26 protein-coding genes are annotated in these 26,089 nt (G+C 46.3%); 13 read left to right on the top strand and 13 right to left on the bottom strand.

The genetic code is table 11. The annotated features are described in order from the left end of the window. Positions 1 to 154 precede the first annotated feature (154 nt). A complete protein-coding gene (locus AYJ58_RS20815; protein ID WP_106651569.1) occupies positions 155 to 1,093 on the bottom strand; it encodes a ketopantoate reductase family protein in 939 nt (312 codons plus the stop codon). 49 nt (positions 1,094 to 1,142) lie between these two features. Continuing rightward, positions 1,143 to 1,505: a VanZ family protein gene (locus AYJ58_RS20810; protein ID WP_006080272.1), complete on the bottom strand. Its 363-nt coding sequence runs from the start codon at positions 1,503 to 1,505 to the stop codon at positions 1,143 to 1,145. Positions 1,506 to 1,660: 155 nt separating this feature from the next. Here AYJ58_RS20810 and AYJ58_RS20805 point away from each other — a divergent pair, with 155 nt between their 5' ends. Continuing rightward, positions 1,661 to 2,146 (top strand): YajQ family cyclic di-GMP-binding protein, encoded by a 486-nt coding sequence (locus tag AYJ58_RS20805; protein ID WP_006080274.1) that lies wholly within the window; start codon positions 1,661 to 1,663, stop codon positions 2,144 to 2,146. Between the two features lie 120 nt (positions 2,147 to 2,266). Here AYJ58_RS20805 and AYJ58_RS20800 read toward each other — a convergent pair whose 3' ends face one another. From AYJ58_RS20800 to AYJ58_RS20785, 4 genes are all read right to left on the bottom strand, one after another. Further along, on the bottom strand, positions 2,267 to 3,682 hold the full coding sequence (locus AYJ58_RS20800; protein WP_106651568.1) for an AmpG family muropeptide MFS transporter: 1,416 nt from the start codon (positions 3,680 to 3,682) through the stop codon (positions 2,267 to 2,269). 310 nt (positions 3,683 to 3,992) lie between these two features. Further along, on the bottom strand, positions 3,993 to 4,313 hold the full coding sequence (locus AYJ58_RS20795) for a hypothetical protein (protein ID WP_006080276.1): 321 nt from the start codon (positions 4,311 to 4,313) through the stop codon (positions 3,993 to 3,995). 73 nt (positions 4,314 to 4,386) lie between these two features. Beyond that, positions 4,387 to 4,971 carry a peptidylprolyl isomerase gene (locus tag AYJ58_RS20790; protein WP_106651567.1) on the bottom strand — a complete coding sequence of 195 codons (585 nt, stop codon included), beginning with the start codon at positions 4,969 to 4,971 and terminating at the stop codon, positions 4,387 to 4,389. Positions 4,972 to 5,000: 29 nt separating this feature from the next. Continuing rightward, a complete protein-coding gene (locus AYJ58_RS20785; protein WP_106651566.1) occupies positions 5,001 to 5,567 on the bottom strand; it encodes a YajG family lipoprotein in 567 nt (188 codons plus the stop codon). Between the two features lie 146 nt (positions 5,568 to 5,713). On the opposite strand from AYJ58_RS20785, the gene AYJ58_RS20780 reads away from it, so the two are divergent. From AYJ58_RS20780 to AYJ58_RS20740, 9 genes are all read left to right on the top strand, one after another. After that, on the top strand, positions 5,714 to 6,277 hold the full coding sequence (locus AYJ58_RS20780) for a porin family protein (protein ID WP_106651565.1): 564 nt from the start codon (positions 5,714 to 5,716) through the stop codon (positions 6,275 to 6,277). Positions 6,278 to 6,499: 222 nt separating this feature from the next. After that, on the top strand, positions 6,500 to 7,531 hold the full coding sequence (locus tag AYJ58_RS20775) for a DUF2804 domain-containing protein (RefSeq protein ID WP_106651564.1): 1,032 nt from the start codon (positions 6,500 to 6,502) through the stop codon (positions 7,529 to 7,531). Positions 7,532 to 7,673: 142 nt separating this feature from the next. Next, complete coding sequence (locus AYJ58_RS20770) at positions 7,674 to 8,540, top strand: sterol desaturase family protein (RefSeq protein ID WP_106651563.1); 867 nt, start codon at positions 7,674 to 7,676, stop codon at positions 8,538 to 8,540. 169 nt (positions 8,541 to 8,709) lie between these two features. Continuing rightward, entirely contained in the window at positions 8,710 to 9,348 is a 639-nt protein-coding gene (locus tag AYJ58_RS20765; RefSeq protein WP_106651562.1) for a hypothetical protein, read from the top strand. A gap of 239 nt (positions 9,349 to 9,587) precedes the next feature. After that, positions 9,588 to 10,979 (top strand): UDP-N-acetylmuramate:L-alanyl-gamma-D-glutamyl-meso-diaminopimelate ligase, encoded by a 1,392-nt coding sequence (gene mpl, locus AYJ58_RS20760; RefSeq protein WP_106651561.1) that lies wholly within the window; start codon positions 9,588 to 9,590, stop codon positions 10,977 to 10,979. Position 10,980: 1 nt separating this feature from the next. Further along, positions 10,981 to 11,640, top strand: a complete 660-nt coding sequence (locus AYJ58_RS20755; RefSeq protein WP_006080284.1) for a flavin prenyltransferase UbiX — start codon at positions 10,981 to 10,983, stop codon at positions 11,638 to 11,640. 7 nt (positions 11,641 to 11,647) lie between these two features. Beyond that, positions 11,648 to 12,178, top strand: a complete 531-nt coding sequence (gene hpt, locus AYJ58_RS20750) for a hypoxanthine phosphoribosyltransferase (RefSeq protein WP_011845844.1) — start codon at positions 11,648 to 11,650, stop codon at positions 12,176 to 12,178. A 206-nt stretch (positions 12,179 to 12,384) separates the two neighbouring features. Then, on the top strand, positions 12,385 to 13,323 hold the full coding sequence (locus AYJ58_RS20745; protein WP_106651560.1) for an ABC transporter ATP-binding protein: 939 nt from the start codon (positions 12,385 to 12,387) through the stop codon (positions 13,321 to 13,323). After that, complete coding sequence (locus AYJ58_RS20740; protein ID WP_106651559.1) at positions 13,320 to 14,090, top strand: ABC transporter permease; 771 nt, start codon at positions 13,320 to 13,322, stop codon at positions 14,088 to 14,090. Before AYJ58_RS20745 ends, AYJ58_RS20740 begins: the two co-directional genes overlap by 4 nt. Before the next feature lie 186 nt (positions 14,091 to 14,276). On the opposite strand, the gene asnC is transcribed toward AYJ58_RS20740, so the two are convergent. Both asnC and rluA read right to left on the bottom strand, forming a co-directional pair. After that, positions 14,277 to 14,738 carry a transcriptional regulator AsnC gene (gene asnC / locus AYJ58_RS20735; protein WP_006080290.1) on the bottom strand — a complete coding sequence of 154 codons (462 nt, stop codon included), beginning with the start codon at positions 14,736 to 14,738 and terminating at the stop codon, positions 14,277 to 14,279. A gap of 95 nt (positions 14,739 to 14,833) precedes the next feature. Continuing rightward, entirely contained in the window at positions 14,834 to 15,511 is a 678-nt protein-coding gene (gene rluA / locus AYJ58_RS20730; protein ID WP_106651558.1) for a bifunctional tRNA pseudouridine(32) synthase/23S rRNA pseudouridine(746) synthase RluA, read from the bottom strand. 216 nt (positions 15,512 to 15,727) lie between these two features. Here rluA and AYJ58_RS20725 point away from each other — a divergent pair, with 216 nt between their 5' ends. Next, the gene (locus AYJ58_RS20725; protein WP_106651557.1) at positions 15,728 to 17,644 is read left to right on the top strand and encodes a peptidase U32 family protein; all 1,917 of its coding nucleotides are present in this window, start codon (positions 15,728 to 15,730) and stop codon (positions 17,642 to 17,644) included. 198 nt (positions 17,645 to 17,842) lie between these two features. Next, entirely contained in the window at positions 17,843 to 18,217 is a 375-nt protein-coding gene (locus AYJ58_RS20720; RefSeq protein ID WP_106651556.1) for a PH domain-containing protein, read from the top strand. A 147-nt stretch (positions 18,218 to 18,364) separates the two neighbouring features. On the opposite strand, the gene AYJ58_RS20715 is transcribed toward AYJ58_RS20720, so the two are convergent. Continuing rightward, entirely contained in the window at positions 18,365 to 20,827 is a 2,463-nt protein-coding gene (locus tag AYJ58_RS20715) for a toxin-antitoxin system YwqK family antitoxin (protein WP_106651555.1), read from the bottom strand. A gap of 180 nt (positions 20,828 to 21,007) precedes the next feature. Between AYJ58_RS20715 and AYJ58_RS20710 the strand changes: the two genes are divergently transcribed. Further along, positions 21,008 to 21,325, top strand: a complete 318-nt coding sequence (locus tag AYJ58_RS20710) for a cupin domain-containing protein (protein WP_106651554.1) — start codon at positions 21,008 to 21,010, stop codon at positions 21,323 to 21,325. Positions 21,326 to 21,338: 13 nt separating this feature from the next. Here the strand turns inward: AYJ58_RS20710 and AYJ58_RS20705 are convergent, their stop codons facing one another. The 4 genes from AYJ58_RS20705 to AYJ58_RS20690 all read right to left on the bottom strand — a co-directional run bounded on the left by AYJ58_RS20705 (position 21,339) and on the right by AYJ58_RS20690 (position 25,858). After that, on the bottom strand, positions 21,339 to 22,511 hold the full coding sequence (locus AYJ58_RS20705) for an AAA family ATPase (protein WP_106651553.1): 1,173 nt from the start codon (positions 22,509 to 22,511) through the stop codon (positions 21,339 to 21,341). Positions 22,512 to 22,594: 83 nt separating this feature from the next. Continuing rightward, positions 22,595 to 23,761 (bottom strand): membrane dipeptidase, encoded by a 1,167-nt coding sequence (locus AYJ58_RS20700; RefSeq protein WP_198555546.1) that lies wholly within the window; start codon positions 23,759 to 23,761, stop codon positions 22,595 to 22,597. 187 nt (positions 23,762 to 23,948) lie between these two features. After that, positions 23,949 to 24,395: a SufE family protein gene (locus AYJ58_RS20695; protein ID WP_106651552.1), complete on the bottom strand. Its 447-nt coding sequence runs from the start codon at positions 24,393 to 24,395 to the stop codon at positions 23,949 to 23,951. Positions 24,396 to 24,508: 113 nt separating this feature from the next. Beyond that, positions 24,509 to 25,858 carry a cysteine desulfurase gene (locus tag AYJ58_RS20690; protein WP_106651551.1) on the bottom strand — a complete coding sequence of 450 codons (1,350 nt, stop codon included), beginning with the start codon at positions 25,856 to 25,858 and terminating at the stop codon, positions 24,509 to 24,511. Between the last annotated feature and the right edge of the window lie 231 nt (positions 25,859 to 26,089).

The following is a 26,089-nucleotide window of genomic DNA, read 5'->3' as shown; positions in this document are numbered from 1 at the left end:
CAAGTATCAGTGCAGATAGTGTCGAGTGGATATAAAGCGAGGGGAGTCAGCGTTTTAATGTGCTGTATGAATGTGAGAAATTAACGCGTGATTTACAGATTACTTTTATTAAACAGCAGATTAAGTTTAGGTTGACTAGGCAAGTTTTCATCGCTTAAACGGCTAACTGTTTGACTCGCACCCTGAGCTCGGCATTGACTGGCGCACTTAAACCGTGCGCTTGTGCGCGATCACAGATATAGCCGTTAATTTGGTCAATCTCGGTTCGCCTTTTATGCGCAATATCTTGGTGCATCGAAGAGAAGTTCCCCGCAGTGAGACGGATCACTTGGTAGACCCTATCGTGCAAAAATGATTTATCAAGCGACACACCATCATGTGCGGCAACCATGATCAACTCATCGAGAATACTATTTATCATGCCACTAAAATCTGGCTCAGCCAGTATGCCATTTGGGCATTGATATAGCGCAGTGAGCGGATTAATGGCGGCATTGACTGCAAGTTTTTGCCACAGGCAAGGCACAATCGCATCGACCCATTCACTGTTCGGAATGGCCGCCAGCAAAGCGTTGCGATAATGCTCTGTCAGCTCTTCGCCTGTGAAATGCCCCAGCTGAGTTAGCCCTTGTCCGGTTTGCTTAATCTGCCAAGCGGCTTGGCGTAACACCCCTTGGGACGTTGTCCCTAAGCTTAGCCCTCTGCCATTAGTTTGTGTATCAATGAGCGGTGCCAGTGCTAAATGAGGTCCCATGCCATTGTGTAATAACAAAATATGACATTGATTAGGCAGTTGCTTGAGTAAGGGAGAAAGCGCATCAAGCACTTGATAGGCTTTAACGCAGACAATCACCAGACGGATATTGTCGAGCGCATCGGCAGTTAAGATAGGTACCGAATACGGGATAGCGTGTATCTGCTGTTGCTTGTCATCGGCAGACGCTAATGGGGTGAAACTCAGTACTTGCTGGCTAGCTTCGAGGGCATTACGGCCGATAAAACCGACATTCATGCCCGCTACGGTCAATTGGCGACAGATCAGTTGTCCTACGGCACCTGCACCTAAAATGGCAATATCCACAGCATGAGTCATATTCGCAGCCTTAAGGTTTCTGTATCAGCGCCCATGTATTGCGTTCGAACTAATCTTCCCGCAACTGAGCCGCACGGAAGTATTTGCCATAGGCCCAATTACAAAAGTAGAACAGCGCTATGCCCGCAAAGTCGGCGATAACATCCGCCACAGAGGCGCTTCGATAGGGTAAACGCGATTGCACTAGCTCAATTAAAATGGCATAGCTTGCCAATGTGAGCGATAGCCAATACCACTTAGGTTTGAAAGCGAGGTAGGAGAGATAGGAGAGGCAAAAAAAGCTCCCAAGATGGCCTACCTTGTCGATATTCGGAATACTTTGCGAATAGGTTGGTCTGGAAAATACCAGATAACTGATCACGACAAAGGCTACGGCTAAAGCCAGCTTAAATAGGGTGTTTTTAGTTATCACAAATATGTTTGCATTAGCTTAGAGTGGGGCAATGATAGGAAAATCCACCACTAAAGTCATCCATGATTACGCTTTTATTCTAGGCTTTACCTTCAACTTAGGCCTGTGTGTGGGTAAACTAGCTGCATATTAATTTGATATGGGACATAAAAACTATGCCTTCAATGGATATTGTGTCAGAAGTGAATGAAGTTGAACTGCGTAATGCGGTTGATAATACTAAGCGTGAGCTGGCGACCCGTTTCGATTTTCGCGGTAAAACGGCTGACGTGGAATATAAGGATCATGTGGTCACGTTAACCGCTGAAGATGACTTCCAATGCCAACAATTAGTGGACATTTTACGTATGCAACTGAGCAAACGTAATGTGGATCCGTCTTCGATGGAAGTCGATGAGAAAGCCATCCACAGCGGTAAAACCTTCTCCCTCAAAGTGAAGTTTAAAGAAGGTATCGAAACCTTAATCGCTAAAAAACTGGTCAAGCTAATTAAAGACAGCAAACTTAAAGTGCAAGCGTCTATTCAAGGCGAGAAAGTACGAGTTACAGGTAAAAAACGTGACGATTTACAAGCTGTCATGGCGTTGGCACGTGAGTCTGAGTTAGGCCAGCCCTTCCAATTTGATAACTTTAAAGATTAATCGAGCAAATTTGGTTTAACGTGATTCAGTATCGCGTTTGCCATTTCGTCTTTAAATGTAAAAGCCCTCACACTAAGGTGTGAGGGCTTTTTTTATTGATATCGTAAGTGTTTTAAGATTTTAATCCGAGTTTGCTGCTGTATCTTTTGACGTACCATCAGTTAACGATGTGCTGGGGTGCGGCGCATACTTGTTAACTAAGATAACCAAAAACAACACAGGAAACCCAATCACACTGGCGGCGACAAAGAAGTTCACATAGCCAAATGCGTCGACATAAGCCCCCGAAAAGCCCGCGATAAACTTAGGGAACAGCAACATAATCGACGACAGTAAAGCATATTGCGTCGCACTGTAGCCGCTGCTGGTGAGACTCGATAGGTAGGCGATAAAGGCCGCCGTGGCGATTCCTGCGCTAAAGTTGTCCACGGAAATGGCAAAGGTTAAAAAGGGCACGTTGTAGCCAAGCACCGCCTGCCACGCGAACAACAGATTGGTTACCGCCACCAGTAACGCGCCGAGGAAAAGGATCTTCATCGTGCCATAACGCGCTAACAAAATACCGCCAAAGGCTGCGCCGACTAAGGTCATGATTAGGCCATAGATTTTACTCAAATAGGCAATTTCTTCTTTAGTGAAGCCCATATCGACATAAAAGACGTTCGCCATAATGCCCATCACAATATCTGAGATCCGGTAGCAAGAAATCAGCAATAGGATGAGGATAGCGCTGCGGCCATAGCGTTTGAAAAAGTCGATAAAAGGCAAAATACTGGCCGTGTAAACCCAAGACATGCCAGCGGCGATAACGCTTGGATAAGTGGCGCTTAAACGTTGCTTTAATGCTAGTTCGGTTGCATCGGCGGCGCGGGTATCGACTTTGGGCTCACGGCTAAAAAGCGTGGTCAAAATCCCCACGGACATCAAGCCCGCCATAATCAGGTAAGAGGTTTGCCAGGCCACTAAGTTGTATGCTGTGTTACCGGGTTCGACCCAAGCCGCTATCGTGAGTGCACCTGCGGTGGCGACTATCATGGCGCTGCGGTAACCCACTTGATAGGCGGCGGCTAATGCGGCTTGCATCTTTTCAGGTGCGGATTCAATTCGAAAGGCATCAATCACAATATCTTGGGTGGCGGAAGCAAAGGCGACCATTAATGCGAATAGCGCTAAGCGTTCGAGATCCTTGAGCGGATCGCTGAATGACATACCTAAGATAGCGCCAACTAATAACAGCTGAGCGAATAGCATCCAGCTGCGGCGTCGGCCAAGAAATCGAGTTAGCAGCGGCAATGAAAGCCGATCGACTAAGGGTGACCAAGCCCATTTAAACGCATAGGCTAAGGCTATCCAGCTGAAATAACCGATTGAAGTGCGATCAACACCGGCTTCACGCAACCAAAAGGATAATGTTGAAAATACCAACATTAATGGTAGGCCGGCGGAAAAACCCAGTAATAACAGGATCAAAACCCGCTTATGATAATAGACGCTGAGTGCATCGAGTGTACGTTGAATAAAACCTGTTGCGGACATAGGTATGAGTCTAAGTGTTTAATCCGCCTAGCTTACGGGTAAGGTGCCATAGGGTTCAAGGGCTAATGGCATTCCTTTTGTACAAGGCTCTCGTTTGGCGCATTTTGGTGATTGAATATGGCTTAAGCGTTAATCTTCTGTTGCTAAGCGTTTACAGCGGTTTTTATCGTCAGCATTAATTGTCGGCATTGATTGCCTGTATTAATACCTTAAGTAAAAGAGATCACAAAAATGAAGGGGGAGGAATGAATTGCGCGATAAAAAAAGGCCCTGATAACAGGGCCATTTTCTATCGATAGGAATGCTGAACTTAGGGTCTTATCCCGACGCATCCCTGCGGCACTCGGCCGCCTAAACTCAGATAGTCACAGCAATCATTAACTTGCTTACGCAGATATTGATTACCGCGGATCACACAGTCAGGCCACCTGTTAAAGCTGTGAAGCAAGTGCCAAAACACTTTTTCAGTTTCCGTTTGCGCTTCGCCAGTCGAATTCAATTGCTGCCATTCTTCTAACGTGTCCCATAAGTAAAGTTGCACTTCATGGAAGTCGAGTTCTTCACTCAAAAACGCTTTTCCATAAAAGGCGAGTTGGGGCGCTTTATTATCGATGAACTCAGTTGCTGTCATCGTTTGCCTCCTTTCTGTTTGCTATAACAGTATAGATGCAAAATTAGCGCTTTTGCTCGAAATTATTTTTGGATTACTGTTTAGGTAATAACTTAGCGGTTTTCAATACGATAGGTGTCACAGGGACGTCAGGCCAATTGAGCTTAGTGTTCGTGCCTGTCTCAACGACAGCCATAGCTTCGAGGACAGTTTTACCTTCAATCACTTCACCAAATACGGCATAACCCCAACGGCGTTTGGATGGGTCGAGCTTAGTATTGTCGGCCACGTTGAAGTAGAACTGGCGTGTGGCTGAGTGCGGCTCGTTTTCCCGCGCCATGGCGATAGTGCCTATGCTGTTGGTGAGACCATTTCCTGATTCGTTGACTATCGGCTTGCCGTCAGGCAACTCTTCATACTTAGGGGTGAGTCCACCGCCTTGCACCACAAAGTCACTGATCACACGGTGAAATATCGTGTTGTCGTATTCGCCTTTGACGACATAGGTTAAAAAGTTATCGACAGTGATCGGTGCGCGTGTCCTATCTAGCTCGACCACTATTTTGCCTAAACTAGTGTCAAATTCGACTCTGGGATACAAGGTATCGGCTTGAATGTCGAGTGCGAGGCTATTGTGACTCATAAAGAGAAATAAGAGGGCTGATATCCAACGGAGCATATTGATTTCCTTATAATAAACTGACGCTGTTATTGTTGTAGAAACTGATTAAGCTCAGGATCATTGAGAATTTCACCTGTGAGTTGGCCGAGTAATTTATTCATATCCAGCTCTAAGGTCGCAAAATCGGGCGTTAAAGGGCCTTTCAAGGTGCCTTTTGCCTTGTAACGTTTAACCAGTTCTTGGGTTGAGTTTTTGGCTTGCACTGCGATTAACACACTGTGTTTTGCCTCATAGCCAAAAGTCTTTTTAGTGACATCCATTTGCAATTCTTCTAATTGAATTTGCACTGAATTAGTCGCGCTAGGATCGATTTGATAACCCGCTTGGCTAAAGCCTGCGCGGAATACTTCATCGAGCAGTAATTTAGGCGGTTCACTCGGGCCGACCAAACGTGTTTTTGTCCCTTCTTCAATAAAACGAGCAACATAATCGACGGTGCGCGTATCGACGGTTTCAAGAGAGATAGGTACAGATTGCGCCGTTTGTTGACTGATATTGGGCACTTGGGGACTGAAAGCCATATGAGTCGGGTTTTGGCTGGCACAGCCCGCAAACAGCAGGGGAAAAGTCAAAGTCAGTAATAGCCGTTTCATGGGATCTCTCGTACAAGTAAAAGTGGCTACAGCATACCAGAAATCACTTTTGATGCCACAGAACACCTCGATTCAGTTGGAGTACAGCTTACAGTGATAACATCCAGTGTTCACTATGGGTTAGTTCATTTCATCTGGAGCAAAACATGTCAAAACTGTCGTTAATTTCGATTGTTGTGGGCCTGACAATGGCGTCAAGCATCATTAGCACCAATGCATTCGCGGGGGATTCTGCCCATATACTCGGCGGCAGTTTAGGCTACGGTACTCAAGAATTTGAAACCAACAGCGGTAAATATGATGCAGGTGATACCTTCACCAGTGACTTGTATTATCGCTTTATGCTTAATGAGCATTTTGGTTTTGAAGCGGGGTATTTAACGGGGACGGGTGGAGTGGCGAGTGCACTTATTAGTGGTATCAGTGAAATCAAAGATTTACATTACCAAGGTATCAGAACCACTGCTTATAGCGAATATGCGTTGTCTCGTGGTAATAGTCTGTACGCCAAGCTCGGCGCCGCTTATACCAAAGTGAGTTATGAGATGGATAAGCAAGAGATGGATTCGGATGATGTAGGATTTTACGGCGCCGTGGGTTGGCAATATCGTTTTCGCTCTGGCTTTGGACTCAATCTTGAGTACCAATATGTGCCAATGAAAGAGTTAGAGCTGCAAGGGGTCAACTTTGGCGTGAGTTATCGATTCTAACTCGCAAATATTATCTATTAGCCTCAATTAAGCGCCCTTGGCGCTTTTTTCGTTTTAGAACCTTGGATATTAAAGCTGTAAACAGAATACTCGACCGCAACAAAGTGACAACATTTTAGCCTTGCACTCTTTTAATGCAAAGGGGGACAGGTTAGAGTAAAAATTCGATGTTTAGAATGAGAGAGCACAAATGCTCCCGCGTCCTTTCTGTAAGGCTTAGTCATGTTAACGATAGCAACGCAAATCGCCCCAGATAGCCTGATCAATCCCAAGGGCTTACCCCATTTCGGCCATTTTGATGGCATAGTTAAAACCTTAGGTTTAGTGGACTTTGCCTACTTCGATACTATGGATAAACCCGCTTCAGCGTGGGCCAAGCATTTCGATTATAAACAATTTCAGTTTGTCTCTTTGGTCACGCCGCGTTATGTCCTAGGCATCGCGCTCGCCGATATTGCCTACGTCGGCAGTGCATTTTGCTACTTATACGATATTAAAACCAACACACTCACTCAGCTTGATTGGCTAAAACCTTTGAGGTTTGGCTATCAGATGACACCATCACCCGCTGAGGGTGAAAGTCGTATTGGCCGTAAAGGAGCGCAGTTAAGTTTTGAGATCGTAGAGGGCGGTTGGCGGTTAATGATTGATACTAAAAATATTCAAGCCGATGTGACTTTGCACTCAGCTCCCTTAAGTTTGCCTATGGCCATGTGTAGTCCTACTGGATACAACGGCTGGACTTACACACAAAAGCATAATGGTTTGACGGTTAAAGGTAGTTTGACTGTAGCCCATGAACCGCAACCGCTGAATCACGCTTTAGCTGGCTATGATTTTTCGGCGGGTTACATGCGCCGCGATACGAGTTGGCGCTGGGCGTCGATCAACGCGCGGATCCATGAGGGCATAATGGGGCTTAATTTAGCAGCGGGTGTCAATGAAACAGGCGCTACTGAAAATGTCTTTTGGATTAATGGCGAGCGTCATTTGCTCGGACCAGTGCAGTTTGAGTTTGATCGACACGCCACGCTCGGCGCCGAGGTTTGGCGAGTTTACAGTCAAAATGGTCAAGTGGATTTGCAGTTTGCGGCGCGCAATTGCCGCAGTGAAAAGCGTAATTTGCTCTTGCTTAAGAGTAATTTTCGTCAATTCATCGGTCATTTCAGCGGCACGATTACCGATAATCAAGGGCGCAGTTACCAGTTGAATAATGTGCTGGGACTCGCCGAAGATCATTATGCCCGCTGGTAACCAAATGCGGGTCGTCAAACGCGACTAACCGACCACTGTTGCCTGTGTTGTGGCGTTTAATGCGGTTTATAACACTCGCTCAGAATTGATATAAAAACACTAAAAATAATCATAAAACAACAAGAAAACAGGACGACCTTATATGGATATCGCCTCGCTGATCCAGCACCCTGAAGTGTTACTGCTGGTGCTCGCACCTTTGTTTTTCGTGTGTATTTTGCTGGAATGGTACTTTGGCGATAAAAGACAAAAGCTACCGTTAAGTGCACGTTATCGCGGCCAAGAAGTGCTGTGTAATTTCAGCCTCGCGGCCATGCATCAAGGTGCTGATTTACTCACTGGTTTGCTGATCGCTAAGCTATATTTGGCGATTTTTGGTTGGAAGTTATTCGATATTGAAATGGGCCCATTGAGCTTTATTGCCTTGATGGTTGCGCAGGACTTTTGTTATTACTGGTTCCACAGGGCGAGCCACAGAGTCCGCTGGATGTGGGCGGCTCACGTGGTGCACCATAGCTCTGAGAATATGAATTTTAGCACTGCGTTTCGTCAGAGTTTAATGTATCCCTTTGCAGGCATGTGGGTATTTTGGTTACCGCTAGTGGTCATAGGTTTCGACCCAAACTGGGTGGTGTTTGTGGTATTACTCAATCTGGGATTACAATTTTTTGTGCATACCCAAGCGGTTAAATCACTTGGACCGCTGGAATGGGTCTTTAATACTCCATCGCATCACAGGGTGCACCACGGTCGCAATCCCCAATATATCGATAAAAACTATGCGGGTGTGTTGATTATTTGGGACAAGCTGTTTGGTACTTTTGAGCCCGAAGTGGAGACAGTGATCTACGGTATCACTAAGCCTGTGAATAGTTTTAATCCCCTTAAAGTGACGTTTAGCGAATGGCGAGACATGTTTGCTGAGGTTACAGCGGCAGGCTTGAGTGTTAAACAACGCTTACGTATCTTGTTTGCTCCGCCTAACAGCAGTTTAAAAAGTGAGGAATAACAATCCACTGTATTTTCCAAGTTAAATAGCGCAAATGGCTAATAGAGTCTTGAATTTAGCCTTGCTAGCCTATATTCCCTTTTTTGCCAGTATTTTGGTGTAAAAATGTACAACATCATGCTTTGGTGGTACTTTTTGGGGGAAGGCATTTAACTTGGGAGGACTTATCATGATGGATGAACCTCGATTATCCGCGGAGGAGCTTGCTTGTTTTAGTGAACTTTTTTCGCCGACTCGTGTGGGCACTGCCTTCACCAACGATCCCCTAGTCAATCATGTACTCACAGTCACAACTGAAGTGCCGCAAGTTATCGCTTCGATTTTGGGTAAGGCAAAACTCACGTTATTGGCCGAAGTCGGGCCCTATAAACTCTGGTTTCCGCTACTGATGAAAGTGGATGACTTTGGACAGTTTCAACCTACTTTAGGTGTGCCTGAAGTGCTCGATGCCTCGGGAGTAGAACGCAGTTGGCGGTTAACCCAAGCCGATGACGTGTGGATATTCGACCACGACCAAGGTGAGCAATGGTCTGTTGTCTCGTTATCCAGTTCTGGTATGGCTATTCGCGCTAAATCACAGCAGCAATTTAAGCAATTGCTAGGCAGTAAAGATCTGCAATTACAATTGCCTAATGGCGAGACTTTACGTATCGATATTGAGCCTATCCGTAGTGAGAAAGGTTTGGCCTTTGTTAAGTTTCAGGCCGAAACCGAAGAACGTGAAGCGTTACGTCAATTCTTATTTACTCGTCACCGCTCTCAGCATGCTCAACTCTATCGAGACTTACGCTATACCCAAGCAACCTGAAGATACGAGTTTCCTGCATCTTCAGGTTGTTTGGGTATAGTACCCTGCATTGCGACAGTTTTCGGCCTTGTGTTAGTTGACCTGTTATCTAAAAATCTCAGTTCTGCAACTCGAATGTGAAATCCATGGATTAAAAAACTGTCATTGATGATTGCAGGGCTTTTCGCCGATTGTTACCTGCCAATCTGTCGCTCGATGCATTAGAATGACGTTGAATTCAACACATCAGAGCGAGCGGTATGCACGTACATATTTTAGGAATTTGTGGAACCTTCATGGGTGGTCTAGCGTTATTAGCTAGGGCAAAAGGGCACAGAGTGACGGGCTCGGATGCCAATGTCTATCCTCCAATGAGCACGCAATTAGAGGACCAAGGCATTGAGCTTATTCAAGGTTTTGATCCTAGCCAGCTGGGTGAAGCGGGGCATTATCCTGACTTAGTTGTGATTGGTAATGCTATGAGTCGGGGTAATCCTTGCGTGGAAGCCGTGTTAAACATTGGCATCCCTTATACCTCTGGCCCGCAGTTTTTAGCCGATCATATTTTGCCTGACCGTTGGGTGCTGGCTGTGTCTGGCACTCACGGTAAAACCTCGACATCTAGCATGTTAGCCTGGATTTTAGAGGATTGCGGTTATGAGCCTGGATTTTTAATCGGTGGCGTACCGCAAAACTTTGGTGTGTCGGCGCGTTTAGGCAAGACTGCTTTCTTTGTGGTTGAGGCCGACGAATACGACAGTGCCTTCTTCGATAAACGTTCGAAATTCGTGCATTACCATCCGCGTACCTTAGTGATCAACAATCTTGAGTTTGATCATGCTGATATTTTTGCCGATCTGGCTGCGATTCAAAAACAGTTTAATCATTTAGTTCGCACTGTACCTGGCGAAGGCAAGATCATTTGGCCCGCCGATTCCCATGCTGTTAAGCAAACGATTGAGATGGGGTGCTGGAGCGAGCAAGAAAACTATCATTTAGCCGAATCGAGCAGTGGTTGGTATGGCAAAGCCTTAAGTGATGATTGCCATCGCTTTGAAGTGTTTTTTGATGGTGAGTCTCAAGGGATTCTCGAATGGGATTTGATTGGTCAACACAATATTGAAAACGCCATAATGGCGATTGCTGCCGCGCGTCACGTGGGGGTTAAGCCGAATGCTGCAATTGAAGCCTTAGCTAAGTTTATGCCACCTAAACGTCGACTCGAATTACTCGGAACCGTTAATGGCGTGAGCGTATATGATGATTTCGCTCACCACCCAACGGCGATTGCGACCACCTTAAAAGGCATGCGGGCTAAGGTCGGTCAGAGCAAGATTACTGTAGTACTCGAGCCGCGCTCAAACACTATGAAGAGCGGTGTCCATAAGGACACTTTAGCTTTTTCTATGATGCAAGCCGACGAAGCCTTTTTATATCAAGCCGATACCATCGACTGGAATATGAAAGAAGCCATGGAAGCGGCGGTGATCCCTGTTACTGTGTTACATCAAATTGATGATGTGGTCGCCAAAGTGGCGGCAACGTCCAAGGCGGGCGACACCATAGTGGTGATGAGTAACGGTGGCTTTGGCGGGTTACATAAGAAGTTACTGGCCGCATTAGAGCTACGTTCAACTGCAGAGCAGGTTTAAGATGAGCTACACAAAGTCGACAAAAGCGATTAGCTTAGCTTGGACAGGTGCCTCGGGTGCACCCTATGGGCTTAAGTTACTCGAGTGTCTATTGGTATCGGGTTATCAAGTATTTTTGATGATCTCCAGTGCCGCTCGGGTAGTATTAGCGACTGAACACGGCTTGCAGTTAAGCGCTAACAGCGACAAAGCCCATGCTCAACTGTTGGCTTTATTGCACGAAAAAGGCGTAATTATTACTGGCGAGTTAGTGGTATTAGGCAAAGATGAGTGGTTTTCACCGCCCGCATCGGGCAGCGCCGCACCTAAGCAAATGGTGATTTGCCCTTGCTCGACGGGGACGTTAGCGGCAGTGGCCACAGGAATGAGTAATAATTTACTTGAACGCGCCGCCGATGTGGTGATTAAAGAGCGCGGTCAACTTATTCTAGTGCCGAGGGAAACTCCTTTTAGTGCCATACACTTAGAGCATATGTTGAGCCTTTCTCGCCTCGGCGCGACCATTATGCCCGCCGCGCCCGGCTTTTATCACAATCCCAAATCGGTTGAAGATCTGGTAGACTTCATGGTCGCTCGAATTCTCGATCATTTGGGCGTTGACCATGCATTAACGAGTCGCTGGGGTTATGACAAACAGTCTAACCGCGACCTCGACAATTGAGACTGATATGAAACACACCACCGAAGTGATGATCTCTGCAGAAGAGATAAGCCAGAAATTGGATCAAATGGCCGAGCTAATCAATGCCCATTATGCCCACAGCGAACGTCTGCTGATGGTAGGCTTGTTAAAAGGCTCAGTGGTCTTTATGGCTGACCTGTGTCGCCGAATTAAAGGCCATGTTGAAATCGATTTTATGTCGGTTTCCAGTTATGGCAATGCTATGACCAGCTCACGGGATGTGAAAGTGCTGAAAGATGTGCAATCAGATATCGCCGGTCGCGATGTATTGATTGTGGAAGACTTGATTGACTCAGGTAACACCTTAAGCAAAGTGCGCGAGATGCTGTTACTGCGCGAGCCTAAGAGTCTTGCACTGTGCACCCTGCTGGATAAACCTGAACGTCGTGAAGTGGATGTGAAGGTCGATTTTATCGGTTTCACTATCCCTGATGAGTTTATCGTGGGTTATGGTATTGATTATGCAGAGCAATATCGCAATCTACCTTACATCGCGAAAGTCGTGCCACTCGATTAAGTGTCTGATATCGTTTAAAACTCCCGCAACAGGCGGGAGTTTTGCTTTTGACGGCTATATAAAAAATAGTATAAATAATTGAATCATTAAAGATTGGTTTTTCAATCAATTAGCTAAATTTTTGCGTTAGTTCTGCAACCCATCATTGTAATTGTGTTTTTTAGCACCATCTTATTACTTTCTAATGTGTAAGGATCGGTACAAATATGGCGAATATTACCCATGCTCTGGTACTCGAAGGGCTTAAAAAAACCTATAAAGGCGGCGTCGAAGCGGTCAAAGGCATCAGCCTCACCGTCAATCAAGGGGACTTCTTTGCCTTGCTCGGCCCCAATGGTGCGGGTAAATCCACCACGATTGGTATTATCAGCTCCTTAGTGCAGAAGAGTTCAGGTACGGTCAAAGTCTTTGATTATGATATTGATAAGCAGCTAGAACACGCCAAGCTCTGCATTGGTTTAGTACCACAAGAGTTTAACTTCAACCAGTTCGAAACCGTGCTGCAAATTGTGGTGAATCAAGCGGGTTACTATGGTGTGCCAAAACCTATCGCCCTTGAGCGTGCCAAAAAATACTTAAGCCAACTGGATCTGTGGGAAAAGCGCAATAGCCCTTCGCGGGAATTATCCGGCGGCATGAAGCGACGGTTAATGATTGCACGCGCCCTGATGCACGAACCTAAATTATTGATTTTAGATGAACCTACCGCAGGTGTGGATATTGAACTGCGTCGCTCTATGTGGGAGTTTCTCAAACAAATTAACCAGCAGGGCGTGACGATCATCCTGACCACTCATTACCTTGAAGAAGCGGAAATGCTTTGCCGTAATATCGGCATTATCGATAAAGGTATTTTAGTGGAATGCACTAGCATGAAGGCGTTGCTGAGTAAGCTGAATATGGAGACGTTTATTCTCGATTTGCGTCGCGATACTGAAACGGCTCCCGTGCTCGATGGCATGGCTTGTCGCTTAACCGACTCTCATACCTTAGAGGTGGATGTGGTGAAAGAGCATAATCTTAACGATGTCTTTAGCCAATTGAGCGCAGCCAATATTGAAGTGCTATCGATGCGCAACAAGTCTAATCGTTTAGAAGAACTCTTCGTCGAATTGGTGAAGAAAACTCAGGGGGCCTCAGCATGAATAAGCTCTACTTTATTGCCTTTAAAAGCATCTTAAGCAAAGAAATCAATCGTTTTACGCGAATTTGGGTCCAGACCTTAGTCCCGCCAGCGATTACCATGACCTTGTATTTTTTGATTTTTGGTAACTTAGTCGGCAGCCGAATTGGAGAGATGGGCGGCGTATCTTATATGGAGTTTATCGCCCCAGGTTTGATCATGATGTCGGTGATCACTAACTCTTACTCGAATGTTGCTAGCTCATTTTACAGCGCCAAGTTTCAACGCAATTTGGAAGAGTTGATGGTGGCACCTGTGCCCCATTATGTGTTGATTGCAGGCTACGTTGGCGGCGGTGTGGCGCGCGGTTTATGTGTCGGCCTAATAGTAACGCTTGTGGCCATGTTCTTCGTCGACATTAGCTTGCATCATGCCGGTTTAGTGGTAATGACGGTATTTTTAACCTCAGTGCTATTCTCCTTAGGCGGCTTGATTAACGCTGTTTTTGCTAAAAGTTTCGACGATATCAGTATTATCCCGACCTTTGTGCTTACTCCATTAACCTATCTTGGCGGCGTATTTTACTCCCTGTCACTCTTGCCCCCATTTTGGCAAGGCGTGTCGGCACTCAACCCTGTGGTCTATATGATAAACGTGTTCCGCTATGGTTTTTTAGGTTTCGCCGACATCAGCGTGCCACTATCCATTGCCATTATGATCGGTTTCTGTGTCGCCCTATGGACCTTAGCGTATTATCTAGTTTCACGGGGAATTGGGTTACGTTCGTAGTATGCAATGTGTTTATAGAGCAACTGTATAAGATAAGAATGGAGCCCAAAGGCTCCTTTTTATGTCCGAGGACTTAATAGTGCATATGCTGAGGTCGCAATAGGATATTTTTAGTGGTTGCCGATGAAAATGAATCAATTCAGCATTGGAATATATTTCTGTTGTTGGCTTTAAGGATGATTTTATTTAAGGCTTAACCGCTCTGACTATTGGGTTTTGTAGGCTGATTAAGGTTTCTGTTGACTGGATTTCATCGATAGATTGAATGCGATTGATGAGTACATGCTGTAAACCATCGATGGATTGGCACATTACCTTTACGAAAATACTGTAGTTGCCTGTGGTGTAATAGGCTTCGACGACTTCTTCGAGGGCGTTGAGTTTGGCTATGGCGGCAGGATAATCGCCAGCACTTTTAAGGTTGATACCGATAAAACAGCAGACGTCATAACCTAAGGCTTTAGGATTTACTGTGATCTGCGCGCCTGTGATTATCCCCGCTTGCTTCATTTTTTCTACCCGAACATGGATAGTGCCCGCGCTCACGCTAAAGCGTTTAGCTAGTTCAGCAAAGGGCGTGCGGGCATCCTGCATTAAGGCTTCGAGGATATGATTATCGAGTTGATCGCGCTGAAATGCGGTATCCATAAATAAATTCTCTATAACGTAATGAATTGTCATAAAGTTACGTTTTTTTATGGGGAATTGCTACCGATTTTGCCCGTCTTAGTTGATTTTAGTGATCATTGTTTGCCCAAAGGCTCACAAAAAGGCACTTCTGCGCTAAAAGTCATACTGACACCCGTGTATGGATGTTTGATGGTGAGCTCTGCCGCATGCAGTAATAGGCGAGGGGCTAAGGATTTGGCTAATGGGTCGGCATAAAAACCATCGCCTAAGATCGGATGACCGAGCGCCATCATATGCACCCGTAATTGATGTGAGCGGCCAGTGATTGGCGTGAGTTTCACCAGCGTTGAGCGTTTGGCGCGACTTATTACTTGGTAGTGAGTCAACGACGGTTTGCCCAAAAGGTGATCGACTTTCTGTTTGGGGCGATTCGGCCAGTCGCAGATCAGCGGATAATCAACGCTACCCGTATCATTTTTGACATGGCCTGCGACCCTTGCAAAGTAGGTCTTGCTGGTTTCCCTATCGTGGAACTGACGTTTTAATTCACGTTCGGCGCTACGAATAAGGGCGAGAACGATCACGCCTGAGGTAGCCATATCGAGGCGGTGGACAATTTGGCAATGGGGGTGTTCAGCTTTTACTCGGGCATAGACACTGTCGTAATGAGCTGGGTCGCGACCGGGCACAGACAACAATCCTGAAGGTTTGTTAATGACGATAATGTCTTTATCTTGATAAAGAATATCGAGCCAAGGGGTTGTCGGTGGTTGGTATATAAAATCAGTCATAATGGGGCCTATTCGTCAATGCGCCGCAAAGATACTCTGCTAGGCTTGAGGGTGCAAGTGTGACGCCCAAAGATTGCTTGTGAGACTAAGCTTCCTGAGAAAACTCAAGCGCCGCAGCAAAGCGCATTAGTTGATGATTTGCTGATAGAGCTGGATTTGAGTTCTTGCTATAATTACGCTCTTTTTTGTTAATGACCCTGTTGAGCCTTTGAAGCCATGAGCCAGCCAGAGATATACACTCCCGAGAATCTTTCTCACGTCCATAACCGCCTTGAGTTATTGGCGCCTGCAAAAAATGCTGACTATGGTATCGAAGCCATACGCCATGGCGCCGATGCGGTATACATTGGGGGGCCCGCATTCGGTGCGCGGGCGACGGCAGGTAACAGTGTTGAAGATATCGCGCGCCTGTGTACTTATGCTCATCAATATCATGCTCAGGTATTTGTCGCCCTCAATACTATTTTGATGGACAACGAACTGGCCGACGCCGAAAAACTCATTTGGCAACTGTACGAAGCCGGTGCCGATGCGCTGATTGTGCAGGATATGGGCGTCTTGCAACTTAATTTGCCGCCGATTGCCCTGCATGCCAGTACCCAAATGGATAACCGCAGCCCTGAAAAAGTGGCGTTCTTAGAGCAAGTTGGTTTTTCTCAGGTAGTGCTCGCCCGTGAATTAGGCTTGAGCCAAATCCGTGATGTGGCCGCACATACGAATATGCAGCTCGAATTCTTTATCCACGGCGCTCTGTGTGTGGCTTACAGTGGTTTGTGTAACTTGAGTCATTCCTTTAGTAATCGCAGTGCTAACCGCGGCGAATGCTCGCAAATGTGCCGCTTGCCGGGCAATCTTAAAACCCGTCAAGGCGATGTGTTAGCGCAGAATGAACACTTATTGTCTTTAAAAGACAATAACCAAACCGAAAACCTCGAAGCGCTCATCGACGCGGGCATTCGCTCGTTTAAGATTGAAGGTCGCTTAAAGGATTTAAGTTACGTTAAAAACGTCACCGCGCATTATCGCCAAAAGTTGGATGCGATTATGGCGCGTCGCCCTGAGTTTAAGGCTTCGTCCCACGGCCGTTGTGAACATTCTTTTATTCCCGATCCTGAAAAGACTTTTAACCGTGGCAGCACAGATTACTTTGTTAACGAACGTAGCCAAGGCATTAAAGATTTCCGCTCGCCAAAATATATCGGTGAAGAAGTCGGTAAAGTGGTCAGCATAGGCAAAGACTTTATCCAAGTGAGCTCAACCCATGAGTTTAATAACGGCGATGGCTTAGCGTTTTTCCCTGCGAATTTTGCCATGGCAAAACAATCCGATGACAAGCTGCAAGGCCTGCGAGTTAACCGCGCCGAAGGCTTAAAGCTGCATATTTTGCAGGTGCCAAAGGATTTAAAAGTCGGCATGACTTTGTACCGTAACCATAACCAAGCCTTCGAAGCCCTGTTATCGAAAGAATCGTCTAAGCGGATTATCGGCGTCGATTTACGGTTGAGCGACACCGAAGACGGACTGGCGCTGACCTTGACGGATATCTATGGCCTAAGCGCTACAGTCAATTTAACGGTCGAGAAGACACCTGCGACAGATGTCGACAAGACCCTACAAAATACTCGCACTCAGCTGGGTAAACTCGGCAGTACTGACTTTGTTGCCCGTAGCATTAGTATCGATACGGCCCAAGCTTGGTTCTTGCCAGCGTCAGTTCTCAATGGTCTGCGCCGTGATGGTGTGGCCGCTCTAGAGGCTGCCCGTGTGCAAGGTTATGTACGTCCACTGCCGTGGAAGCATAACCAAGATGCAGTGTATCCCGTTAAGCATTTGAGCTACTTAGGTAACGTAGCCAATGAGAAGGCCAAGGATTTTTATCAACGCCACGGCGTGATTGAAATTCAAGATACCTATGAGAAAAATGGTGTTACCGAAGACGTGCCATTAATGATCACTAAGCATTGCCTGCGCTTTAACTTCAATCTGTGTCCGAAGGAAGTACCAGGTATCAAGGCCGATCCTATGGTGCTTGAAATCGGTAACGATGTGCTCAAGCTGGTCTTTGACTGTCCTAAATGCGAAATGATGGTGGTCGGTGAAAACCGTCAAGTGCGAGGCCAGAAACACCTTTAACATCTGTCATTTGGAGCATTGCAGAGTGTAATGCTCCTCACACCCATTCAGCCTGCATCCGCGCGCTTAATTTGCCTACCTATATCTATGTTACCCTCACCATAGCTACTCCCATATTTTCATCAAAGCCCAATATTGCACATTCGGTTATCAGCAGATATCTTATTGAAAATAATATCAATAATAAGGGATGTTAAAATGGGACTGTTAGACGGTTTACTCGGTAATGCTGCTGAGGTTGATTTACAGGAATTAGCCGAAGAATTAAGGCCTATTATGGGCATTCAAGAAGAATTAAAACTCGCCTACAAAGTGATCCGCGATTTGTTTATTTTCACCAATAAACGTTTGATCTTAATTGATAAGCAGGGGCTTACTGGCAAGAAGGTCACCTACCATTCCATACCCTATAAATCCATTACCCATTTTGAAGTGGAAACCACTGGCCATTTTGATTTAGATGCTGAGCTTAAAATCTGGATCTCAGGCCAGAGCGAACCTTTAGTTAAAGAACTCAAGCGTGGCACGGATGTCGTCGGTATTCAAAAGACCATCGCCACTTTTGCACTTTAGTTTTTAGTGTTGCAACTAGATTTTTATTACTTCGATGGTGTTGGTGATTAAGACAAATAAGGTAAGCCAATTTAAATCAGGGCTTACCACATTATCTAAACTCATCATTCATATCTATTGATACTGACATTATCCATATCAAATTGATTAATTTAACAATATCGCATTCGTGCTGGTGGTGTGCTCTATCGGCTCTCCTGCCATAGTGTAGGTTTCGGAGAGCTTGAGCTTACCTTGCTCATCGTATTGATTATGGATACCGACCCAGAATTGTTCTTCTCCTTGGATCTGTAAATTACCTTCTTCGGCAATGTGGCTATTGGGATGATAGCGCTTCATTGCATAAAGCTTACTTTCGTCGTCAAATTTTAAGTGGTAAGACAATATCGGCTCTTTGGCGTCGACATCCGCTGTGGCATCGCCATTGGGTCTGTGATACTTGTGACGGGACAAATATGCGCTATTGCTGCTATGGTTAGCTGTGTGTAAGTGGTTAGTTGAATGTTCATTTAATCCGTCATGTTCCCAATCTGCATCATCGTCTTCATCATAGTCACTGATATCACAGTCATCATAGCCATAATGACGGGGCTCTGCGTCTTCCCATTCTGCTTCGTCATCTTCTTGAGTCGATAGATACTGATTAAAATCAAAGTAGTGACGGCTTTCTATAAGCTGGCCTTCTTCATCTAGCCAGACTTCGCGATACACTTGTCCTTGGGGCGTAAACCGTTGCCAATGGCCGACATCGAGGTAACGGCCATCGATAATTTGAATTGTGCCAGTTTCTAGAATTAAACCTTGAGGGGACAAGGATTTAGAGCTAAATAAATCCCCTTGAGTTCGTGTGAGCAACCAGCGAATGGCGCCATCTTCATAGTATTCGATGCGAGTATCGGCAATACCTTCTTGATAGTATTCCCTTTGATTATTCTCAAGATGATAGCCACAGCGGGTATTTGAGTGACTTTGATAGGATTCGAGGACCCCTTTTTTGTTATAAAAACTGGATTCTCTGAGGTAGCCTTGGCCGTCGCGCACTTCATACTCAGAGATAGTGCGTATCGTGCCATCTTGGTAAAACCAGCGGGCAGTGCCATCACGGTTGCCTTGGGTGTGCGGTAAATACATTTGAACTTGCTGGTTTTCGTAATATTCGATAAAGGGGGCTACCGAGAGGTTATTTTTATATTGGCCTTCAGCCGAGAGCACGCCACTTTTGTAATAGCTTTTAAACAGGCCTTCCCTGAGTCCTTTCTCTAGGTACATTTCGAGAGACAGTTGGCCATTGTCATGGTACCAGTAGGCCATGCCTTGCTCTTTACCCTGTTCAAATGGGATTTTTGCCTCAAGCTGGCCATTGGCGTACCACTTTTCACGATTTCCCTGTGCGAGACCGTTGTCGAAGTTAAGTTGTAATGCGAGCTGGCCATTAGGGTGCCATTCTTGGCGAATACCATAGATAAGCCCCTGCGGATTAAATTGCTCACGCCATGACAATTGACCATTTTCAAAAAAGGTTTCAAAGCTCTTGCCCGCGTCATTGACGAGTATTTTTTGTTTGAGCTGGCCATTAGGATGAAACCATACCTCTTTAACTAAGTTGCCATGCTCGTGACTCAGTTCGGCCTGAAGGGCGCCACATTCATAGTACATATATTCAATGCCGTGGATTTTATTCGCCAGCATAGGTCGAGTCAGCCAGCGTTTGCCTGACTCATAATAGCGACTCAAGGTATTGACGTAGTTGCCATCACGATCAAGTTCAGCATCCTCTCTGACTTGCCCATTACTGTAATAGCGTTTGACTAATATGCCGCTCGTACTGCGTTCTTCACTCTGGGTTATGTTGCCCTCATGATCATACCAAGCTTGCTGTCCAAGTTGTTGATCATTAATAAAGTTACCTTCAAATAACAAGGTCCCCAGAGCGTCGAACTGGCGGGAAACGCCATGACGTTCACCAAAGTAGTTTGAGTCAACGGCTTCTGTGAGATTGGGCGTTTGGGTGACAATTCTGAGCATACCCGCGCCGTCTTCAGAATCGAGTTGATGATAAGTGCGATGTAGTTGGCCAGTTAAGCTGGCGTAATCTTGAATGTCGCCTTGTACTTTATAGTCTGCATCGAGCGTAAAGTGGCTTATTAACAGAGCATCTCGATTGTTAAGTTCAACCTGCCATAATGTGGTTTCCTGGTGGTTCTTTTGAGCTGTGATACTGCAGACTTTTTCTGTGCCGAGCCAAAAATGTTGCTCTGGAAACGGGAGTTGATTGCCCATTTCAAGGCGGTCAAATTCGGTATGATGAAATTCGCAGCATTCATTAGCATTTTCCCAGCCTAAGAGTTCTATTGCTTGGGGCGCATCGTAGTGATAGAGAGTTAAGTTGTGGTCGGCATTTTCTTCACAAGCGCTCGCGTCTGCCTTTGTTGCATAAATTTTTAAGCTGAAGTGACGCTGGAATAGCGGTACAGCGACTGACGGCGCCTGAGTTAGCGCTTGTTCTTGGCAGGCTACAGGTGATTCAGTTTGAAGCTGAATGTCTTTTGGATCGCGGCTAGTTTGGCTTGAGGGGAATAACTTGGCTTTGAGTGCGCGAAACAACGACATCAGGGGAAATCTCCATATCCATATGTAAAACAATAAGCTTATCTGAGGGATACTCATGGACCTTGAGTATTTCAGTGCGCATATCATAGCGGTTAATGGTTTCGTTTCTCAATGTTTGATTGTTAAAAATACTGTTTAATCAGCAGAGAGAGCGAATAAAAGCAGAGGAATAAACACAAAATGCTTGATAACTTTTTTGCAAAATTACCCACAGATTTATCGGCGGAAGTGTTTGAAAAACTGGCGGGTAATGACTCTGTGACCATAGAGCGCATCGTCTCTAATGGGCAATATACGCCTGACGGTCAATGGTACGATCAAACTCAGCATGAATGGGTGATGCTGCTCAAAGGCGACGCGACGTTTGAATTTGAACAAGGTGAACCCGTTACGCTAACCCCTGGAGATTACTTAACGATTCCGCCCCATCAAAAACATCGAGTCGCTTCGACTTCTATAAGTTCAGAAACCCTATGGCTCGCGGTATTTTACGATTGATTAAGGCTATAGGTTAACGATTCTGCCATAGCCAACTGGGCGTATTGAGTAAGTCTTGGCCTTGGATCTGCGTTTGACCTAAGGTTTTGTCTAGGGCCAAGGTATTGCAGTGTTCAAATTGACTTAAAGCATTGATAAGCCTGTTGGCGTGGGACACCACCCATAGCTGGCAATCCTTAGACACCTTAGCGATTAAGCGGGCAAGTGCGGGCAATAAATCCGGATGCAGACTGGTTTCTGGCTCGTTTAACACCATAAGTTCAGGCGGTCTTGGCGTCAGTAGGGCGGCGATTAACAGCAAATAACGCAAGGTGCCATCCGACAATTCACTGGCATTGAGTGGCCTTAATAAACCATGTTGATGAAACGCGAGCACTAAAATGCCGCCCGCTTGCGGCTCGATTCGTACTTTAGCACCGGGAAACGCATCACTGACCGCATGATCAAATGCGGCTTTGTCACCTATCTCAAAAATGGTTTGGATTGCCGAGGCTAAATCACGGCCATCGTGGTGCAATACTGGTGTGGTCGTACCTAATTGTGGTCGCCTTGCGGGGGCTTCGGTATCGGTTCTGAAGTGATCGTAAAAGCGCCATGCGCGGATACTATCACGAAGCTTGATCACTTCAGGGCTGCGCTCTGGATCGGCAAGCTCAGTAAAAATACTGTCGCCGGTTTGCAGGTGAGCACCTAAGGTTATCCAGCCTTGTCCATTTGCACTGCGGCTTTTCACCATAGAACCGCGGCGCTCGACTAACACAGTAGAGGGGCGATATTTAGGCCCGTTCCAAATGGCTTCGCGCTTGATTTGTGGATCTAAGCCAAATAGCGTTGTGACGTCGGGTTTAGGCAAACCGAGTTCAATAAGATAGCTAAAGTCCTCACCGGCAAAGCCAAGTTTTAAGCGTTTCGGCGCTTGCCTGACGGTGGCTTCAATGGCGGTTTCGCCCGCTAACATGCCTTTGGTGAGGTTTTCTGGCCCCGCCCAAAAGCTAGAGTCGAGCCCGCCTTCTTGGGCTAAAGCATTGACAACGCCACCTTGTGCTGTTTGTGCGAGTAAACGTAGCGCCTTGTATAGATTAGATTTACCACTGCCATTCGCCCCAGTGATCAAATTGAGTTGCCCTAGGGGCAAGACGATTTCACGCAGAGAGCGATAATTGAAAATGGCGAGTGTGGTCAGCATAGAATATCCAAGACTGAAGCGGGTAGATAAGCCAGTAAAATTATCGACAACGTAAATTAAACAGAGCGATAAAACAATGGCGTTTACACTAGTACTTTATTGAGCACGCGTTGCCAGTTACCACCCATGAAACGGTCGCGATCGGTAGCTTTAAAGCGCGCCTTGGCTAAGGCATCATCGATACGGCTCATGCGATCGATATGATTTAGCTCGGGGATCACGACATGCCTTGGCTCTGCATCGAAACCTAGCACGCCTTTCGCCCTTAAGCTGTACCACCATTCTTGATATTCTTTAATGCCTTGGGCGTTGTCATTATTAAGAACGAGCAAGTTTTCTTGGCCGCGCAGTGGGAAGTCGTTGGCAATTGCCACGCTATCTACACCGCCGACGCGCGATACGTATTCCAACTGGCGAATATAATCATCGATCGTAGGCACAGCATTATTAGTGAGCCAGAAGCTCATCATAAATACGCCGAATACGCCGCCGCTATCGCCGATAGCGCGGATCACTTCATCGGGGGAACAACGGGCATGGTTTACTATGCCGCGCGCCGCGCCGTGACTCTGCACTATGGGAGATTTCGTGATTTTTGCGACATCTAAAGCGGTTTGAGCGCTGGAGTGACTCACATCGACCAAGATGTTGGCGTGATTGAGTTTGGTGATAAGTTCGCGTCCGTGGGCGGTGAGCGGCCGATTGAGTCCGCCGTTGGCATCATTGTCTAACGCACCACCAGCGAAGGTGTTGCCATAGTGGTGGGTGAGCTGCAATACGCGCAGCCCTTGTTGATGAAACTCATCCACCTGTGCCCACTGGTTAGCTTCACTGTCTGCTTCGACACAATCTGCGCCTTGGATTTGAAAAAACACCGCAGTGCGCTGGCTGTCGCGAGCACGTTGAATATCTCGTCCACTCAGGCCTTGCAACAAAATGTCAGGATGTTCGCTTACCCGTTTTGCAGCCTGCTTGATACTTTCCATACAGGCTTTATAGGTGCGTTTGTAGTTTTGAGTGCCATCGGCTTGTTCTATAGTCTCAATCGCCGAAATATCGCAAAGATAGGCATCGAGTTTAGCGGCGGTTACATCACTTAAGTCATCGGGTAGGAAGGATAAACCATCGACATATATCCGCCTCTGTGCGGCGGCAAAGCTAGGTAAACTGGCGAGTGGGCTTAACAGGGTTGCTGCGCCAAGACCTTTAAGGAGTGTACGACGGTAGTGATTGACTGCCTTGATGGGCATGCTCGATTCCTATCAATAACGCAAATGTAACTTCTTTATACCTTTTTAGGGCGTAGAAGTCTTTGATTAAATCCCTTTTTTGGCCTTTGCCCCTAGGCTGGAGTGATGATGATTTATTGTTGCAGAGCTGTGTTCATTATCGTTTGTGCCAGTACTTTTGCCAGTAAATGAAACCCTAAGGTTATGATTATCGAGTGGCTTCAAGCATGGCTTTGGCGAGGGAGTTAAGGCCGTTGGTGCGTGATGGGCTGAGCTGGCCTTCTAGTCCCAATTGTTTGAAGTAAGCTGCAGGATCAAATGCTTGGATCTCAGCGCGACTTTTGCCATGGCAGGCGCCAAGTAATAAGCCAATCAATCCCTTGACGATGCGGGCATCGCTGTCGGCTAAATAATAGTGTTTACCAGCCTGTTCTAGATGATAAATCCACGCATCACTTTCACAACCTTTTACTTGAGCGGCTTCGACGCGAAGTTCTGGGCTTAAACTCGGTAAGTCTTTCCCTAACAACATAATTTGGCGATATCTTTCCTGCCAGTTTGCTGCCTTGGTAAAGCGCGCCAGCAAGGTCTCGGCATCTTGCACTGAATAGTGAAAGTCGGCCTCATTTGGCATAGGGCTAGTTGAATCTGTCATAGGGCTAAATCCTGTCTCACTTATTTGAGCGTAACTTGTCTTGAGCTTAACTTATCTGGGACGTAACTTATTTTGAGCACATGAGTCGCGTGGTTCAGTGGCTAAAGACTGGATCACAGCAGCAAGTCTTTTACCGAGACCAACGCGGCAACAAAACGGTCGATATCGTCTTTATTGGTGTAGATCCCGATAGAGGCGCGGCAACAGCCCTTAAGATTCAGACTCTGCATTAATGGCATGGCACAATGATGGCCGCAGCGCACGGCAACCCCTTGTTGGTCCAGCAAAATGCCCACATCTTGATGATGTTCATCGGCAAGATTAAAGGCGACGACACCGATATTGTCATCAAAGGCGCCGTATAAATGCACTTCGCCGAGCGCGCGCAATTGGCTTTGTAAATAGTTAACTAATTCAGCTTCATAAGCTTGAACTTGCGGCGTGAGCTCGGTTTGTAAAAATGTAATGGCCGCGCCCAAACCTATGACTTCGGCAATTGGCGGCGTGCCCGCTTCTAAGCGATTCGGTAGGCTGCCAAATTCTGTCGCTTCAAAACTCACGCGTTTAATCATCTCGCCGCCAGTTAATAGTGGCGCGAGAGTATCTAACAGGTCGAAACGGCCGTAAAGCACGCCAATACCAGTGGGACCATACATTTTATGCCCCGAGAAAACGTAAAAATCACAATTAATTTCAGTCACATCCAGCGTTAAATGCGCCACTGCCTGCGCACCATCAACTAAGGTTATTGCGCCTTGGGCTTTTGCTAGCTGAACTAACTGAGCCACGGGATTAACTGTGCCTAGGGCGTTGGACACATGGCATAGGGCGACAATTTTTGGCTTTAACTCGAGCAAAGTTTTATAGGCGCTGACATCTAAGCGGCAAGCTTGATCGAGAGGGATAGGCTTAATCACTGCCCCCGTGCGTTTGGCCAGTTCCTGCCAAGGTACGATATTGGCATGGTGGGCGGCGGCGTCGATTAATATTACATCGCCTGCGCTTACGTGTGTAGTGAGTCCAAAGGCGACTAAGTTGATTGATTCTGTGGTGCCGTGGCTAAAGATGATTTCTTCACGGCGTTCGGCCTTTAAAAATTGCTGCAGTTGATCGCGTACTTTTTCATAACTTAAGGTCGAGCGCGCCGATAACTGGTGCGCCGCGCGATGCACATTGGCATTGTCGTTAGCGTAAAACTGCGCCATGGCATCTAACACCATTTGCGGTTTCTGGCTGGTGGCTGCGGTGTCAAGATAACACAAGGGATAGTCATCAAGCATTTGATGTAACGCTGGGAATTGCGACCGGATCTGAGCATTTTGCTTTTCTGCCTCTGATGAGCAAAGTGTCACTGTGGAATCAGGCACAGCATTCGCCGAGGCATGGGATGTTTCAATGTCGGCCATTGTATTCGTTGCTGTGTGAGTCACAGTATTTGGCGTAGGTGATGCAGCTTGAGTCATGAATGAGGCTAAAGGCAATGAAAAAGGCCAAGGGATCTTCTGTGATCTGCCATGTTAATGCAAGTTTTAGCGCTTTGTTGACTCCAACGTATCATCGAGCTTAGCTATGATGCGATTTTTCTAATGTTTAAGTTTTTTTTAAAATTCAGCTAATACTTTATGCTTAATTCAACCACCAAAAGTGAAAACTGCGACTATCTTCAATGGGACATCCTTTGATATCTGTGTTTG

The sequence above is a fragment of the Shewanella sp. Pdp11 genome (assembly GCF_002838165.1).
GTDB lineage: Bacteria > Pseudomonadota > Gammaproteobacteria > Enterobacterales > Shewanellaceae > Shewanella > Shewanella hafniensis.
Note: the sequence above shows the minus strand (reverse complement) of the source record. Positions and strands in the feature narration are given on the sequence as shown.

Coding starts and splice junctions, on each gene's coding strand:
- AYJ58_RS20720 (WP_106651556.1), top strand. CDS start 17,843: ATGGGACTGTTAGACGGTTTACTCGGTAATGCTGCTGAGGTTGATTTA.
- hpt (WP_011845844.1), top strand. CDS start 11,648: ATGAAACACACCACCGAAGTGATGATCTCTGCAGAAGAGATAAGCCAG.
- AYJ58_RS20755 (WP_006080284.1), top strand. CDS start 10,981: ATGAGCTACACAAAGTCGACAAAAGCGATTAGCTTAGCTTGGACAGGT.
- AYJ58_RS20775 (WP_106651564.1), top strand. CDS start 6,500: ATGTTAACGATAGCAACGCAAATCGCCCCAGATAGCCTGATCAATCCC.
- AYJ58_RS20690 (WP_106651551.1), bottom strand. CDS start 25,858: ATGACTCAAGCTGCATCACCTACGCCAAATACTGTGACTCACACAGCA.
- AYJ58_RS20700 (WP_198555546.1), bottom strand. CDS start 23,761: ATGCCCATCAAGGCAGTCAATCACTACCGTCGTACACTCCTTAAAGGT.
- AYJ58_RS20715 (WP_106651555.1), bottom strand. CDS start 20,827: ATGTCGTTGTTTCGCGCACTCAAAGCCAAGTTATTCCCCTCAAGCCAA.
- mpl (WP_106651561.1), top strand. CDS start 9,588: ATGCACGTACATATTTTAGGAATTTGTGGAACCTTCATGGGTGGTCTA.
- AYJ58_RS20815 (WP_106651569.1), bottom strand. CDS start 1,093: ATGACTCATGCTGTGGATATTGCCATTTTAGGTGCAGGTGCCGTAGGA.
- rluA (WP_106651558.1), bottom strand. CDS start 15,511: ATGACTGATTTTATATACCAACCACCGACAACCCCTTGGCTCGATATT.
- AYJ58_RS20790 (WP_106651567.1), bottom strand. CDS start 4,971: ATGCTCCGTTGGATATCAGCCCTCTTATTTCTCTTTATGAGTCACAAT.
- AYJ58_RS20800 (WP_106651568.1), bottom strand. CDS start 3,682: ATGTCCGCAACAGGTTTTATTCAACGTACACTCGATGCACTCAGCGTC.
- AYJ58_RS20780 (WP_106651565.1), top strand. CDS start 5,714: ATGTCAAAACTGTCGTTAATTTCGATTGTTGTGGGCCTGACAATGGCG.
- AYJ58_RS20710 (WP_106651554.1), top strand. CDS start 21,008: ATGCTTGATAACTTTTTTGCAAAATTACCCACAGATTTATCGGCGGAA.
- AYJ58_RS20795 (WP_006080276.1), bottom strand. CDS start 4,313: ATGACAGCAACTGAGTTCATCGATAATAAAGCGCCCCAACTCGCCTTT.
- AYJ58_RS20805 (WP_006080274.1), top strand. CDS start 1,661: ATGCCTTCAATGGATATTGTGTCAGAAGTGAATGAAGTTGAACTGCGT.
- AYJ58_RS20785 (WP_106651566.1), bottom strand. CDS start 5,567: ATGAAACGGCTATTACTGACTTTGACTTTTCCCCTGCTGTTTGCGGGC.
- asnC (WP_006080290.1), bottom strand. CDS start 14,738: ATGGATACCGCATTTCAGCGCGATCAACTCGATAATCATATCCTCGAA.
- AYJ58_RS20765 (WP_106651562.1), top strand. CDS start 8,710: ATGATGGATGAACCTCGATTATCCGCGGAGGAGCTTGCTTGTTTTAGT.
- AYJ58_RS20740 (WP_106651559.1), top strand. CDS start 13,320: ATGAATAAGCTCTACTTTATTGCCTTTAAAAGCATCTTAAGCAAAGAA.
- AYJ58_RS20695 (WP_106651552.1), bottom strand. CDS start 24,395: ATGACAGATTCAACTAGCCCTATGCCAAATGAGGCCGACTTTCACTAT.
- AYJ58_RS20745 (WP_106651560.1), top strand. CDS start 12,385: ATGGCGAATATTACCCATGCTCTGGTACTCGAAGGGCTTAAAAAAACC.
- AYJ58_RS20725 (WP_106651557.1), top strand. CDS start 15,728: ATGAGCCAGCCAGAGATATACACTCCCGAGAATCTTTCTCACGTCCAT.
- AYJ58_RS20770 (WP_106651563.1), top strand. CDS start 7,674: ATGGATATCGCCTCGCTGATCCAGCACCCTGAAGTGTTACTGCTGGTG.
- AYJ58_RS20705 (WP_106651553.1), bottom strand. CDS start 22,511: ATGCTGACCACACTCGCCATTTTCAATTATCGCTCTCTGCGTGAAATC.